Source organism: Pseudomonas sp. MOIL14HWK12:I1, from assembly GCF_000510705.1.
Taxonomy (GTDB): Bacteria; Pseudomonadota; Gammaproteobacteria; order Pseudomonadales; family Pseudomonadaceae; genus Chryseomonas; species Chryseomonas oryzihabitans.
The window spans coordinates 754,972-768,318 of sequence record NZ_AZNY01000003.1 but is presented as its reverse complement, the minus strand read 5'-3'; the positions used below and the strand labels follow the sequence as shown (position 1 = coordinate 768,318).

The 13,347-nt window shown below is 66.1% G+C and carries 14 protein-coding genes; 7 read left to right on the top strand and 7 right to left on the bottom strand.

From position 1 onward, the window contains the following. Positions 1–2 precede the first annotated feature (2 nt). From PSEK12I1_RS0103555 to rarD, 3 genes are all read left to right on the top strand, one after another. Positions 3–1,892 (top strand): PhoX family phosphatase, encoded by a 1,890-nt coding sequence (locus PSEK12I1_RS0103555; RefSeq protein WP_027600699.1) that lies wholly within the window; start codon positions 3–5, stop codon positions 1,890–1,892. Positions 1,893–2,002: 110 nt separating this feature from the next. Next, positions 2,003–2,977, top strand: coding sequence for a serine/threonine protein kinase (locus PSEK12I1_RS0103550; protein WP_007159773.1), 975 nt, complete (start codon positions 2,003–2,005; stop codon positions 2,975–2,977). 540 nt (positions 2,978–3,517) lie between these two features. Continuing rightward, entirely contained in the window at positions 3,518–4,405 is an 888-nt protein-coding gene (gene rarD / locus PSEK12I1_RS0103545; protein ID WP_027600698.1) for an EamA family transporter RarD, read from the top strand. A gap of 45 nt (positions 4,406–4,450) precedes the next feature. Here rarD and secB read toward each other — a convergent pair whose 3' ends face one another. From secB to PSEK12I1_RS0103530, 3 genes are read right to left on the bottom strand one after another with little or no spacing between them, the layout of a single operon-like run. Then, positions 4,451–4,915 (bottom strand): protein-export chaperone SecB, encoded by a 465-nt coding sequence (gene secB / locus PSEK12I1_RS0103540; RefSeq protein ID WP_007159775.1) that lies wholly within the window; start codon positions 4,913–4,915, stop codon positions 4,451–4,453. 27 nt (positions 4,916–4,942) lie between these two features. Beyond that, on the bottom strand, positions 4,943–5,197 hold the full coding sequence (gene grxC / locus PSEK12I1_RS0103535) for a glutaredoxin 3 (RefSeq protein ID WP_007159776.1): 255 nt from the start codon (positions 5,195–5,197) through the stop codon (positions 4,943–4,945). Positions 5,198–5,238: 41 nt separating this feature from the next. Next, positions 5,239–5,658 carry a rhodanese-like domain-containing protein gene (locus tag PSEK12I1_RS0103530; protein ID WP_007159777.1) on the bottom strand — a complete coding sequence of 140 codons (420 nt, stop codon included), beginning with the start codon at positions 5,656–5,658 and terminating at the stop codon, positions 5,239–5,241. Positions 5,659–5,840: 182 nt separating this feature from the next. Between PSEK12I1_RS0103530 and PSEK12I1_RS0103525 the strand changes: the two genes are divergently transcribed. The 4 genes from PSEK12I1_RS0103525 to PSEK12I1_RS0103510 all read left to right on the top strand — a co-directional run bounded on the left by PSEK12I1_RS0103525 (position 5,841) and on the right by PSEK12I1_RS0103510 (position 10,000). After that, positions 5,841–6,452 carry an NAD(P)-dependent oxidoreductase gene (locus tag PSEK12I1_RS0103525; RefSeq protein WP_027600697.1) on the top strand — a complete coding sequence of 204 codons (612 nt, stop codon included), beginning with the start codon at positions 5,841–5,843 and terminating at the stop codon, positions 6,450–6,452. 133 nt (positions 6,453–6,585) lie between these two features. Next, positions 6,586–7,869 carry a murein hydrolase activator EnvC gene (locus tag PSEK12I1_RS0103520; protein ID WP_027600696.1) on the top strand — a complete coding sequence of 428 codons (1,284 nt, stop codon included), beginning with the start codon at positions 6,586–6,588 and terminating at the stop codon, positions 7,867–7,869. 29 nt (positions 7,870–7,898) lie between these two features. Further along, the gene (locus tag PSEK12I1_RS0103515) at positions 7,899–9,242 is read left to right on the top strand and encodes a S41 family peptidase (RefSeq protein WP_027600695.1); all 1,344 of its coding nucleotides are present in this window, start codon (positions 7,899–7,901) and stop codon (positions 9,240–9,242) included. Next, positions 9,239–10,000 (top strand): divergent polysaccharide deacetylase family protein, encoded by a 762-nt coding sequence (locus PSEK12I1_RS0103510; RefSeq protein ID WP_027597485.1) that lies wholly within the window; start codon positions 9,239–9,241, stop codon positions 9,998–10,000. Before PSEK12I1_RS0103515 ends, PSEK12I1_RS0103510 begins: the two co-directional genes overlap by 4 nt. Positions 10,001–10,017: 17 nt before the next feature. Here PSEK12I1_RS0103510 and PSEK12I1_RS0103505 read toward each other — a convergent pair whose 3' ends face one another. From PSEK12I1_RS0103505 to hisF, 4 genes are all read right to left on the bottom strand, one after another. Beyond that, the gene (locus PSEK12I1_RS0103505) at positions 10,018–10,779 is read right to left on the bottom strand and encodes an ABC transporter substrate-binding protein (protein WP_027597484.1); all 762 of its coding nucleotides are present in this window, start codon (positions 10,777–10,779) and stop codon (positions 10,018–10,020) included. Positions 10,780–10,962: 183 nt separating this feature from the next. Beyond that, positions 10,963–11,724: an ABC transporter substrate-binding protein gene (locus tag PSEK12I1_RS0103500; RefSeq protein ID WP_027597483.1), complete on the bottom strand. Its 762-nt coding sequence runs from the start codon at positions 11,722–11,724 to the stop codon at positions 10,963–10,965. A 49-nt stretch (positions 11,725–11,773) separates the two neighbouring features. Next, positions 11,774–12,535: an ABC transporter substrate-binding protein gene (locus tag PSEK12I1_RS0103495; protein WP_027600694.1), complete on the bottom strand. Its 762-nt coding sequence runs from the start codon at positions 12,533–12,535 to the stop codon at positions 11,774–11,776. A 29-nt stretch (positions 12,536–12,564) separates the two neighbouring features. Further along, positions 12,565–13,347 carry an imidazole glycerol phosphate synthase subunit HisF gene (hisF, locus tag PSEK12I1_RS0103490; RefSeq protein WP_007159785.1) on the bottom strand — a complete coding sequence of 261 codons (783 nt, stop codon included), beginning with the start codon at positions 13,345–13,347 and terminating at the stop codon, positions 12,565–12,567.

The window sequence follows — 13,347 nt, the reverse complement described above, 5'->3', positions numbered from 1 at the left end:
GCATGCACAACGACCAGACCGATCTCGAACGCCTCGTCCAACTGAGCCGCCGGCGCTTCATCGGTGCCGGCGCCCTGGCCGGTGCCGCCCTGTTCCTGGGCGGCGGCCTGCTCGGTCGCAGCGCCCTGGCCGACGCCGTCAGCGAAGCCTCGGGCAATCCGCTGATCGGCTTCGCCAACATCCCCGCCTCCACCGCCGACACCCTGGTGGTGCCGCCCGGCTATCGCGCCAGCGTGCTCATCAGCTGGGGCCAGCCGCTGCACGCCGACGGTCCGGCCTTTCGTCCCGATGGCAGCCCGAGCGCCGCCGACCAGGCGGTACAATTCGGCGACAACAATGACGGCATGGCCTTCTACCTCTTCCCGGACGATCCGGATCGGGCGCTGATGGCGATCAACAACGAATACACCAACTACCGCTATCTGCTCAGCCACGGCACGCCGCCCAAGTCCCTGGAAGACACCCGCAAGGCCCAGGCCGCCGAGGGCGTCTCGGTGATCGAGGTGAAGCGCGTGGGTGGCCAGTGGCATTTCGTCCAGGGCTCGCCCTACAACCGCCGCGTGCATGGCAACACGCCCATCGCCGTCAGCGGTCCGGCTGCCGGCCATGACCTGCTCAAGACCGCCGCCGACCCGGCCGGACGCGAGGTGCTGGGCACCTTCCAGAATTGCTCCAGCGGCGCCACCCCCTGGCACACCTATCTGACCTGCGAAGAGAACTTCACCGACGTCTTCGGCAGTCGCGATGCCAACCTGAAGTTCGACGCCGCCCAGAAGCGCTACAGCGTCAAGCACGCCAGCGTGGAGAACGACTGGCACCTGCACGACGATCGCTTCGACCTGGCGCAGAATCCCCACGAACTCAATCGTCACGGCTGGATCACCGAAATCGATCCCTTCGATCCCCAGGCCAAGCCGGTCAAGCGCACCGCCCTGGGGCGCTTCAAGCACGAGAACGCCGCCCTCGCCCGCACCCGCGATGGCCGCGTGGTGGTCTACATGGGCGACGACGAACGTGGCGAATTCATCTACAAGTTCGTCAGCCGCGAGCGCCTGCAGGACGATCCCAAGGCCAATCGCGACCTGCTCGACCACGGCACCCTCTATGTCGCTCGCTTCGACGAGGGCGATCGTGATCCGAACCGCCCGAAGGGTCGCGGCCAGTGGCTGCCGCTGGTGCATGGCGAGAACGGCCTGACCGCCGCCAACGGCTTCGCCAGCCAGGCCGAGGTGCTCATCCACGCCCGCCAGGCCGGCACCCAGGTCGGCGCCACGCGCATGGACAGACCCGAGTGGATCGCCGTCAGCCCCAAGGACGGCCAGGTCTATTGCACCCTGACCAACAACACCAAGCGCGGCGAGGACGGCATGCCGGTGGGCGGCCCCAATCCCCGCGCCAACAACCTCTACGGCCAGATCGTGCGCTGGCGCGAGAGCGGTGACGATGCCGCGGCCCTGAGCTTCGACTGGGACCTCTTCGTCATCGCCGGCAATCCCAAGGTGCACCCGGGCAAGCCGGAAGCGGGCTCTCAGCAGATCAACGCCGAGAACATGTTCAACAGTCCCGATGGCCTGGGCTTCGACGCCGCCGGCCGGCTGTGGGTGCTCACCGACGGCAAGTACAGCAACAAGGGCGATTACGAGGGCATGGGCAACAATCAGATGCTCTGCGCCGATCCGCGCAGCGGCGAGATGCGCCGCTTCCTGGTCGGTCCGGTCGGCTGCGAGGTCACCGGCCTGGCCTTTTCGCCGGACTACAAGACGATGTTCGTCGGCATCCAGCACCCGGGCGAGGAAGGCGGTTCGAGCTTTCCCGAGGCCCAGCCGAACGGCCAGCCACGCTCTTCGGTAATGGTCATCAGCCGCGAAGATGGCGGTGTGATCGGCGCCTGACCGGCGAGCGGATAGCGCTCGAGCCTTCGCCATGGGGCTCGGGCATGCGCTAGCATCTCCCGGATGCAGGGTGGCAATCGCCATCGTCCCCCGTGACCGAGGAGCGCGCCATGTCTCATCCGTTCGAAAATCTGAGTCCCGACCTCGTCATCGACGCCATCGAAAGCCTGGGCTATCTCAGCGATGCCCGGGTACTGGCCCTCAACAGCTACGAGAACCGCGTCTACCAGATCGGCATCGAAGGCGAGACCCCGCTGATCGCCAAGTTCTATCGCCCGGATCGCTGGACCGACGCGGCCATTCTGGAAGAGCACGCCTTTTCTGCCGAACTGGAAGAGCGCGAGGTGCCGGTGGTCGCGCCCCTGCAGCGCGACGGCCAGACGCTGTTCAATCATGCCGGCTTTCGCTTCGCGCTCTTTCCCCGCCGCGGTGGCCGGGCGCCGGAGCCGGGTGATCTCAATCAGCTGCATCGACTCGGCCAGCTGCTGGGTCGCCTGCACGCGGTGGGCGCCAGCCGCCCCTTCCAGCACCGCGAGACGCTGGACGTCCAGGGCTATGGCCATGCCTCGCTGGACACGCTGCTGACCGGCAACTTCATTCCCCAGAGCCTGCTGCCAGCCTATGAATCGGTGGCGCGCGACCTGCTGCAGCGTCTCGACGAACTCTTCGAAAGCGTCAGCTACGACGTCATCCGCCTGCACGGCGACTGCCATCCGGGCAACCTGCTCTGCCGCGATGACGCCTACCATATCGTCGACCTCGACGACTGCCGCCACGGTCCGGCCATGCAGGATCTCTGGATGCTGCTGGCCGGCGATCGCCAGGAGCGGCTGACGCAGCTGTCCGAGCTGATGGACGGCTACGAGGAATTCCACGACTTCCAGCCGCGCGAACTGGCCCTGATCGAGGGGCTGCGCACCCTGCGGCTGATGCACTACAGCGCCTGGCTGGCACGTCGTTGGGACGATCCGGCCTTTCCCAAGAGCTTTCCCTGGTTCGGCAGTGAACGCTACTGGGGCGACCAGATCCTCACCCTGCGCGAACAACGCGCCGCCCTGGACGAGGCGCCGTTGCGGCTGTTCTAGGCTTGCTGCGACGCAGTGGAAAAGGCTGCGCCGTTTTCCACGCTACAGGCCCGGATATCCCCCTCTCCCTCCGGGAGAGGGCTGGGGTGAGGGTAAGCCGTGCGATGAACTCTTCAGTGGAAAAGGCTACGCCGTTTTCCACGCTACAGGCCCGGATACCCCCCTCTCCCTCCGGGAGAGGGCTGGGGTGAGGGTAAGCCGTGCGATGAACTCTTCAGTGGAAAAGGTTACGCCGTTTTCCACGCTACGGGCTCGGATACCCCCTCTCCCTCTGGGAGAGGGCGGGGGTGAGGGTAGGACGCGCGATGAACTCCTCAGTGGAAAAGACCGCGTCGTTTTCCACGCTACAGCACTGATCGCGGCCATGGGCCGCTCCTACAGGCACAGGAGTCTCCGTAGGAGCGGCCGCATCGGCGGGCCGCCATGGCCGCGATAGCGCAGTGGCGCAGCAGGCAAACGCTTGCTGTCGTCACTCCCACATCACACCGCCCCTTAGGCTATCCTGCCCGGACAAGAACGTTGCCTGCCTAAGGACCTCTCATGTCTGCCTTGCGCCAGGGTTATGCCCTGGGCCTCACCGCCTATGGGCTGTGGGGCTTGTTTCCGCTGTTCTTCAAGCTGCTGGCGGCCCTGCCGGCGACCGAAATCCTGTTCCAGCGCATCCTCTGGTCCGCCCTGTTCAGCGCCTTGCTGCTGCTGGTCTGGCGCCATCGCGGCTGGTGGGCGGAGTTGCGCGCCCACCCGCGACGGCTGCTCTGGCTGGCGCTGTCCGGCGCCCTGGTGGCCTGCAACTGGCTGGTCTACATCTGGGCGGTCAACAACGCCCATGTGGTCGAGGCCAGCCTGGGCTACTACATCAATCCGCTGGTCAACATCCTGCTCGCCCTGGTGATCCTCGGTGAACGCCTGCGGCCGCTGCAGTGGATCGCCGTGGGCCTGGCGGTGCTGGGCGTCGCCCAGCAATTGTGGACCCTGGGGCAACTGCCTTGGGTCTCCCTGGCGCTGGCGCTGACTTTCGCCTTCTATGGACTGGTGCGGCGGCAGACGCCGGTAGCCGCGCTGCCGGGCATGGTGGTGGAGAGCTGGATGCTGGTGCCGATCGCCCTGGTCGCGCTGCCGCTGCTGACCCCGGGGGTGAGTCTGCAGGCGGAGACCTGGCAATCCTCGCTGGGCCTGCTGATCGTGCTGGCCGGGCCGGTCACCCTGATCCCGTTGCTGTGCTTCAACGCCGCGGCGCGCAAGCTGCCCTATTCGACCCTGGGCTTCCTGCAGTACCTGGCGCCGACCCTGGTGCTGATCCAGGCGGTCTGGCTCTACGACGAACCCTTCCCCCGCGAGCGGCTGTTCGCCTTCATCTGCATCTGGACGGGCCTTGCCGTGTTCAGCTTCGATCTCTGGCGCGCCAGTCGCAAGCTGAAGGCCAGATAGCAGAACGCCCCTGGCAAGGGGCGTTCGTCACCGCAGCGGCGCCGATCAGGCTTCGCCGGCGGTCTGCATGCGCGCCAGTTCCTGGGCGTAGAGGGCGTCGAAGTTCACCGGCTGCAGCATCAGCGCGGGGAAGGAGCCACGCACCACCATGTTGTCCAGCGCTTCACGGGCGTAGGGGAACAGGATGTTGGGGCAGAAGGCGCCCAGGGCATGGGCCATGGAGGCGGCGTCCAGGCCCTTGATCAGGAAGATGCCACCCTGCTGCACTTCGGCGATGAAGGCGGTCTCTTCGTTGTTCTTGACGGTCACGGTCAGGGTCAGCACCACTTCGTGGAAGTCGTCGCCCAGGGTCTTCTGGCGGGTGGCCAGGTCCAGGTTGACGTTGGGCTGCCAGTCCTGACGGAAGATCTCGGGGCTCTTGGGCGCTTCGAAGGACAGGTCGCGGATGTAGATGCGTTGCAGGGAGAACTGAGCGCCGTCTTCCTGGGCGCCATTGGCTTGGTCGGTCATGGTAGGGCCTTGAGTGATGAGTGTTGGTCAGGCGGACAGCAGCGGATCGAGACGTCCGCTTCGGTCTAGGGCATAGAGATCGTCGCAACCGCCGACGTGGGTGCTGCCGACCCAGATCTGCGGCACGCTGGTGCGACCGGCCTTGCGGGCCATCTCGCTGCGCAGCGCCGGCTGGCCGTCGACGGAGACTTCCCGGTAGGCCACGTTCTTGCGATCGAGCAGGTGCTTGGCACGATGGCAATAGGGACACCAGGCACTGGTATAGATGACGACGTCAGACATGCGCGGTCTCCAGTGGCCGATGAGGCGGCCACGCTAGGGGTTCACTTCACCAGGGGCAGATTCTCTGCACGCCAGGTGGCGATGCCGCCGTTCAGCCGAGCGGCGGTGAAGCCGGCCTTCTGCAGATCGCCGCACACGGCGCCGGCCTGCTGGCCGGCGCTGTCCACCACGATCAGGGTCTTGGCCTTGTGCTTCTCCAGTAGAGACAGGCTGCTGGCGACTTTCTCCTGGGCGATGTTCAACGCGCCGACGATATGCCCGGCGGCGAAGTCCTTGCTCGGGCGGATGTCGAGCACCACGCCCTCTTCGCGATTGACCAGGTTGGTGAGTTCGCCGGTGGACAGGCTGCGCCCGCCCCGACGGGTCTCGTTGAACAGCATCAGGGCGACGATGGCGAGGAAGGCGGCGACGAGCAGCGGATGATGGGTGGCGAATTCGACCACCCGACCGAGAAATTCCATAATGAAAGAACTATCCAAGGAGGGCTAAAAATGCTGGCCAGTATACACAGCCCCCCGATGGCGCCATACCCTCGCCGCCCCCGGGTTATCCGCAGGTAACCAGCTCATCCCGAACTGCCTCCTTGGCGGCTTCCGTCGCTCTGCCTAGGCTTGGCTTCCCTTCATTTACGAGGAATCCAGCCATGACCTCCATCGCCCTGCTCGGCGCCACCGGTAACGTCGGCAGTCGCTTGCTCGATGAAGCCCTCTCCCGTGGCCACCGGGTCACCGCCCTGGTGCGGGAACCCGCGCGCCTGGCGTCCCGTGCCGACCTGAACGTGGTTGCCGGCGACGCCAAGGATCCGCAGGCGGCCAAGGCGCTGTCCGGCCATGACGTGCTGGTCAGCAGCCTGAGATTCGCCGACATCGCACCGGATACGCTGATCGACTTCGCCAGAGCCACTGGCATCCCGCGCCTGCTGATCGTTGGCGGCGCCGCCAGCCTGAAGCTGCCGGACGGCTCGCGACTGTTCGATGCGCCGGCCTTTCCCGCGGAATACCGCAGCGAAGCCGGGGCCGGTATCGCTACCCTGGACGCCCTGCGCGGGGTCAGCGACCTCGACTGGGTCTTCGTCAGTCCGCAGATGGTCTTCGCCCCGGGCACCCGCACGGGCCGCTTCCGCCTGGGCGACGATACCCTGCTGTTCGATGCGGCCGGGGACAGCCACATCTCCTACGAAGACTTCGCCGTGGCCCTGCTCGACGAGGTCGAACGTCCCGTTCATCACCGTACCCGCTTCACCGTCGGCTACTGAAACGGAAATGCCCCCTCGTTCGCAGCCTGGCCGCCTGGTCGGGCCGTGAACGCTGAACGGCGTGCCTTGCCGTTTTTTTTGCCGGATGTGACGGGCATACTAGGCGCTTCGCCCTAGAAACGTACGACCTCGCATGCGCCGTGTTCTCGCCCTTCTCCTGCTTGCCAGCGTTCTCGCTCCCGCCCTGGCCGACGATCGCGCCGATACCCAGCGGCAGATCGAGCAGACCCGCCGGGAAATCCAGGAGATGCAGAAGGTCCTCAAGCAGGTGCAGGCCGAGAAGTCCGGCGTGCAGAAGCAGCTGCAGGGCACCGAGACCCAGATGGGCGAGCTGGAAAAGCAGGTGGACTCGCTGCAGAAGCAGCTGGAGAACGGCGAAAAAAAGCTGCAAGAGCTGGACGGGCGCAAGAAGAAGCTCGACCAGTCTCGCGCTGAGCAACAACAGCTGATCGCCGTGCAGGTGCGGGCCGCCTACCAGAGCGGACGCCAGGAATACCTCAAGCTGCTGCTCAACCAGGAGCATCCGGAAAAGGTCAGCCGCACCCTCACCTACTACAACTACCTGAATCGCACCCGGCTGGATCAGCTCGCCACCTTCAACGACACCCTGCGCGAGATCCGCGAGGTGGAACAGGGCATCCAGCAGGAGCAGAGCGACCTGGTCGCCCGTCGCGAAGACCTGGAAAAGCGTCAGGCGGAGCTGGCCGAGGTACGCAAGGAGCGCCAGGCGGCGCTGGCCAAGATCAACGCGGACTACCGCGACAAGAGTCGCGAGATCGAGAACCGCGAGCAGGATCAGGCCGCGCTGAACAAGGTGCTCAAGACCATCGAGGAAACCCTCGCGCGCCAGGCCCGCGAAGCGGAGGAAGCCCGTCAGCGGCAACTGGCCGAAGCCCGCGCCGCCGAAGCACGGGAAGCGGCACGGCGCCAGGCGCAAAGCGAGCCGAAAGCCCCGCGCCCCTCGAACGCCCCGGAACTGGCGGTGTCTAGTGCAGCACCTGCCTATGGCGGCGCCTTCGCCAATGCCCGCGGCAAGCTGCCCTGGCCGGTCGATGGCCGTCTGGTGGCGCGTTTCGGCAGTGCCCGCGGCGACGACCCCCGCGCGAAATGGGACGGTGTCCTGATCGCAGCCGGAGCCGGTACCCGGGTCAAGGCGGTGCACGATGGCCGGGTGGTCTTCGCCGACTGGCTAAGAGGCGCCGGCCAACTGGTTATCATCGATCATGGGAATGGCTATCTCAGCCTGTACGGACATAATCAGAGCCTGCTCAAGTCTGCGGGTGACGTGGTCAAGGCCGGGGATGCCATCGCGACCGTCGGCGCCAGCGGCGGTCAGGAAGCCTCCGCCTTGTACTTCGCCATCCGCCAACAGGGCCGCCCGACGGACCCGGTCATCTGGTGCCGTGCTCAGGGATAGTGCGACACACCTCGGTTTAGGAGCTGCACATGCCGCATCGCTTTCGTCCCACCGTCCTGGTCCTCGCCCTGCTGTTCAGCGGCGTCGGAGTCGTCCAGGCGCAATCGTCGCAGAGCACGCCGGCTGCGGTGACGCCGGTCGCACCGGGCGCCGCGCCCGCGGCACCGGCCAGTGCTCCGCTGCCGCTGGACGAGCTGCGCACCTTCGCCGAGGTGTTCGACCGCATCAAGGCCGCCTATGTGGAGCCGGTGTCGGACAAGGTCCTGCTGGAGAACGCCATCAAGGGCATGCTCAGCAACCTGGATCCGCATTCCGCCTATCTGGAACCCAAGGACTTCGCCGAACTGCAGGAAACCACCAGCGGTGAATTCGGCGGCCTGGGCCTGGAAGTCGGCCAGGAGAACGGCTTCATCAAGGTGGTCTCGCCCATCGACGACACCCCGGCGGCCAAGGCGCGCCTGCAACCGGGCGACCTGATCGTCAAGATCGACGGTCAGCCCACCAAGGGCCAGGCCATCAACGAAGCCGTCGACAAGATGCGCGGCAAGCCGGGCAGCCCCATCGTGCTGACCATCGTCCGCGGTGGCGGCCAGCCGTTCGACGTCAAGCTGGCGCGGGCGGTGATCAAGGTCAACAGCGTCAAGAGCCAGCTGCTCGAATCCGGCTACGGCCTGCTGCGCATCTCGCAGTTCCAGGTCAATACCGGCGAAGAGACGGTCAAGGCGCTCGGCAAGCTGCGTCAGGAGAACAAGGGCAAGCTCAAGGGCCTGATCCTCGACCTGAGAAACAACCCAGGCGGGGTCCTGCAGTCGGCGGTCGAGGTGGCCGATGCCTTCATGACCCACGGTCTGATCGTCTACACCAAGGGCCGCCTGCCCAACTCCGAGCTGCGCTTCTCGGCCGATGCCGCCGATCCCAGCGAGAAGGTGCCCCTGGTGGTGCTGATCAATGGCGGCAGCGCCTCGGCCGCGGAAATCGTCGCCGGTGCCCTGCAGGATTCCAAGCGCGGCATCCTCATGGGCACCGACAGCTTCGGCAAGGGTTCGGTGCAGACGGTGCTGCCGCTCAACAACGACCGCGCGCTCAAGCTCACCACGGCGCTCTACTACACGCCGAGCGGGCGCTCCATCCAGGCCCAGGGCATCACCCCGGACATCGCCGTGGCGCCGGCCAAGGTCACCCCGCAGAGCGGCGGCGACGAATACTTCCGCGAAGCCGATCTGGCCGGTCACCTGGGCAATGGCAATGGCGGCGCCGATCGGCCCACCGGCAGCAAGGCGCCCAACCAGAGTCCGCGGCCGCAGGATGACGACTTCCAGCTCTCCCAGGCGCTGTCGCTGCTCAAGGGACTCAACGTCACCCATACCCCGTGAGGGCGGGACGCTGGCTACTGGCCGGGGCGCTCGCCCTGGTCGGCACCCTCGCCCAGGCCGCCACCGCGCAGCTGACCATCGTCATCGACGACCTCGGGCAGAATCCGGCGCGGGATCGGCAGGTCCTGGCCCTGCCCGCGCCGGTGGTCCTGGCGATCATCCCCGAGACCCGCTACGCCGCCGAACTGGCCACCGTGGCCCACCGCGCCGGACGCACCGTGCTGCTGCACCTGCCCATGGACCCGGCCGGCGGTCCCTATGCCTGGCATCCGGAGATGTCCTCGGCCGAGCGCCTGCAACGCCTGGACCGGGCGCTGGAACGGGTACCCGAGGCGGATGGGGTGAACAATCATGAAGGTAGTCGCATGACCGCGGACCGCCCCGCCATGGCCGAGTTGATGCAGGTCCTGCAGGAGCGTCACCTGCTGTTTCTCGACAGCCGCACCAGCGCGGCCACCGTGGCCGCGGCGGAAGCCCAGAAGATCGGCCTGGCCAGCGTCTCGCGCGATGTCTTTCTCGACAACGACGCCACCCCGGCGGCGGTGGCGGCCCAGCTGGCCGAAGGCGTGCGCCTGGCCCAGCGCCAGGGCAGCGCGGTGCTGATCGGCCATCCGCACCCGGCGACCCTGGCGGTGCTGGCCCAGCAGTTGCCGCTGCTCAAGGCCCAGGGCGTGGAGGTCATCGACCTGCCGCAGATGATCGCCCTGCGGGCCAACCAGGCCATGCCCGGGCACGGCCGCGCCGGTCGCTATCGCTAGCGAGCGGCCTCCAGGCGTCAGAGGTAGTTGTTGGTGATGCTGTCGATCACTCCTTCCTTGCGCATCTGCTCCAGCGCCGCCCTGAGGCGTATCACCACCTCGTCAGGGGTGTCCTTGTTCAACGCCAGATACTGATCCACCTCGTTGAAGCGCAGCAGCGTCTGCAAGCCGGTCACCCCCTGCTGCTTGGCGAGATAGCGGCCGACAGGATCGGCGGTAGCCCAGATGTCGATCTGGCCTTTCACCAGTTTGTCGACGTTCTCCTGATCGCGCAGGGCGTCGATGACCGGAATGCCCTGGGCGGTCAGCGTCTTGCTGATCACATCGTTGCGATAGGTACCGATGCGATAGCGGGCGGCGTCCTTGAGCGTCTTGACGTCCAGCTTGCTGCCAGGCAGCGCCTGCAGGGTCCAGCTCGAGCGGCCGAAAGGGCCCACCCACTTGAACTGATCCTTGCGCGCCTCGGTGTAGGCCACGGAGAAGAGGCCGTAGTTGGGCGTCTCCTGGGTCAGCCGATAGATGCGGTCCCAGGGGAAGCGCAGCGAAAGGCTGTACTTGATGCCGGCCCGCTTGAACATCTCGCGGACGATATCGGTGGCGATACCGTCGATGGCGTCATCGCGGGCGAAGTTCTTGTCATCGACCGACATGTTGAAGGGAGGATAATTCTCGGTCAGGAGCACGACCTGGTAGTAATCCGGCAACTCGGCACGGGCCTGGGTCAGACCCAGGGTGCAACCCAAGACTACACCTGCAAGACGCAACCACAGCTTTTGCATTGCAACTCCCTGGCGACGCACGGCCGCATTTCCGAGGTTTCGTCGAATATCCCTTTACAACATTCAGCGCTCACTGCCGCTGGCTGCGCCGCGGTCGTCAGTCCTGAGTCGATCCCGGTCTGGCCGCCTGGCCGATCCGGAACTCCTGGCCCCTCGCGTCCACGCCCACCGCCAGGCGGCGCACTAGAGATAGTTGTTGGTGATGCTGTCGACCAGACCTTCCTGGCGCATGGCATCCAGCGCCTGCTGCAGGCGGGTCACCACCTCGTCGGGGGTGTCCTTGTTCAAGGCCAGGTAGAGGTCGGATTCCTGGAAGCTGAGCAGGGTCTGCAGATTGCTGACGCCCTGCTGCTTGGCCAGGTAGCGGGCGACCACGTCGGTGGTGGCCCAGACGTCGATCTCGCCCTTCTGCAACTTGGCGATGTTCTCCTGATCACGCAGGGCATCGATGGGAACGATGCCCTTCTCCTGGATCATCAGGCTCACCGCGGAATTCTTGTAGGCACCGACGCGCAGCCGGGCCGCCGTGGCCAGGTCCGGCACCTTGAGGGTGCTGCCGGACAGCGCCATGAACACCTTGCGGGTCTTGCCCAGCGGCCCGACCCACTTGAACAGCGGCAGCCTCGATTCGGTGCGCGACACGGAGAACAGCGCGTAGTTGGGGCTCTCCAGGGTCAGGTTGTAGATGCGATCCCAGGGAAAGCGCAGCGAGAGGTTGTAGTCGATCCCGGCGCGCTTGAACATTTCGCGCACCAGATCGGCGCTGATGCCGTCGATGGCATCGTCACGCGCGAAATTCTTGTCGTCCACCGCCATGTTGAAGGGCGGGAAGTTCTCGGTCAGCAGCACCACGCGATAGCCCGCTGGCAATTCCGCCCGGGCCGTCCCCAGGCCCAGGGTGCAACTCAACAGTACGGCGGCGATGGCCAACCAGGACTTGCGCATAGCTCTCTCCTCAGGCGACCGTCCGCGCCGATCGCTCGGCCCGCCGGGATCACAGATAACGATTGAAAATGGTCTGAACCGCGCCGCTCTGGCGCATCTCGTCGAGGGCCTTTTGCAGCTTCTGTACCACCTCGTCGGGGGTCTGCTTGTTCAGCGCCAGGAACAGCTCGCCGCTGTTGAAGCGCAGCAGCATCTTGAGTCCGGTCACGTCTTCCTGGCGGGCCAGGTAGCGGCCGGCGGGGTCACCGGTGGCCCAGACATCGATCTGTCCCTTGACCAGGCGCTGTACGTTTTCCTGATCGCGCAGCGCGAGATCCGGCTGGAAGCCCTGCTGGGCGAGACTCTCGGCGATGGCGTCACCCTTGTAGGCGCCGATCTTGAGCTGCTGCTTGCGGACGTCGTCCAGGCTGCGCAGCTGCAGGTGGCTGTCGGCGCGCCCGAGCAGCACCCAGTCGTCCGGGCCGATGGGGCCGACCCACTTGAACAGCCCCTCGCGCTCGGGCAGCCGGGCGGTGACGAAGACCCCGTGGTCGGGTTGATCCAGGGCCATGCCGTAGATCCGCTCCCAGGGAAATCTCAGGGTGAGGTTGTAGGAGATGCCGGCGCGCTGGCACATCTCGCGGACCATGTCGACGGCGATGCCCTTGAGCTCGCCCTCGCGGGCGAAGTTCTTGCCATCCACGGAGAAGTTGTAGGGCGGGAAGTTTTCCGTCAGCAGCGTCAGCTGATAACCCGCCGGTAGCTCCGCCCTGACCGCAGTCGTCGATACCAGCAGCAAACCGGCCAAGCAGGCCCAGATTCCCTTGCGCACGCCCCTCTCCCTGCCGGCACCGCCGGTGCTTAAGATTTTGTGGAGCGTATCACAATCCCTTTTTCGGCCAGGTACCGTTTAGCCTCGGGAATGGTGCATTCGCCGAAATGGAAGATGCTCGCCGCCAGCACCGCAGAGGCCTTGCCTTCGAGGATGCCGTCGGCCAGGTGCTGCAGATTGCCGACGCCGCCGGAGGCGATCACCGGGATGCCCACCGCCTCGCTGACGGCGCGGGTCACGCCCAGGTCGAAGCCGTTCTTCATGCCGTCCTGGTCCATGCTGGTGAGCAGGATCTCGCCGGCGCCCAGGCCTTCCATCTTCTGCGCCCAGGCCACGGCGTCGAGGCCGGTGGGCTTGCGTCCACCATGGGTGAAGATCTCCCAGCGCGGGGTTTCGCCGGGGCCGCTGACGCGCTTGGCGTCGATGGCCACCACGATGCACTGGGAACCGAAGCGCGCCGCGGCTTCACCGACGAACTCCGGGGTGAAGACCGCCGCGGTGTTGATCGACACCTTGTCGGCGCCGGCATTGAGCAGGTTGCGGATGTCCTGCACGGTGCGCACGCCGCCGCCCACGGTCAGCGGGATGAACACCTGGCTGGCCATGCGCTCCACGGTGTGCAGGGTGGTATCACGACCCTGGTGGCTGGCGGTGATGTCGAGAAAGGTGATCTCGTCGGCGCCCTGCTCGTTGTAGCGGCGGGCGATCTCCACCGGATCACCGGCATCGCGGATGTTCTCGAACTTGACGCCCTTGACCACGCGGCCATTGTCCACGTCCAGGCAGGGGATGATGCGTTTCGCCAGCGCCAT

Excerpts from the sequence above, each read along its gene's own strand:
- PSEK12I1_RS0103555 (WP_027600699.1), top strand. The coding sequence starts at position 3 with ATGCACAACGACCAGACCGATCTCGAACGCCTCGTCCAACTGAGCCGC.
- PSEK12I1_RS0103550 (WP_007159773.1), top strand. The coding sequence starts at position 2,003 with ATGTCTCATCCGTTCGAAAATCTGAGTCCCGACCTCGTCATCGACGCC.
- PSEK12I1_RS0103505 (WP_027597484.1), bottom strand. The coding sequence starts at position 10,779 with ATGCAAAAGCTGTGGTTGCGTCTTGCAGGTGTAGTCTTGGGTTGCACC.
- secB (WP_007159775.1), bottom strand. The coding sequence starts at position 4,915 with ATGACCGACCAAGCCAATGGCGCCCAGGAAGACGGCGCTCAGTTCTCC.
- PSEK12I1_RS0103525 (WP_027600697.1), top strand. The coding sequence starts at position 5,841 with ATGACCTCCATCGCCCTGCTCGGCGCCACCGGTAACGTCGGCAGTCGC.
- rarD (WP_027600698.1), top strand. The coding sequence starts at position 3,518 with ATGTCTGCCTTGCGCCAGGGTTATGCCCTGGGCCTCACCGCCTATGGG.
- PSEK12I1_RS0103530 (WP_007159777.1), bottom strand. The coding sequence starts at position 5,658 with ATGGAATTTCTCGGTCGGGTGGTCGAATTCGCCACCCATCATCCGCTG.
- PSEK12I1_RS0103520 (WP_027600696.1), top strand. The coding sequence starts at position 6,586 with ATGCGCCGTGTTCTCGCCCTTCTCCTGCTTGCCAGCGTTCTCGCTCCC.
- grxC (WP_007159776.1), bottom strand. The coding sequence starts at position 5,197 with ATGTCTGACGTCGTCATCTATACCAGTGCCTGGTGTCCCTATTGCCAT.
- PSEK12I1_RS0103500 (WP_027597483.1), bottom strand. The coding sequence starts at position 11,724 with ATGCGCAAGTCCTGGTTGGCCATCGCCGCCGTACTGTTGAGTTGCACC.
- PSEK12I1_RS0103515 (WP_027600695.1), top strand. The coding sequence starts at position 7,899 with ATGCCGCATCGCTTTCGTCCCACCGTCCTGGTCCTCGCCCTGCTGTTC.
- hisF (WP_007159785.1), bottom strand. The coding sequence starts at position 13,347 with ATGGCGCTGGCGAAACGCATCATCCCCTGCCTGGACGTGGACAATGGC.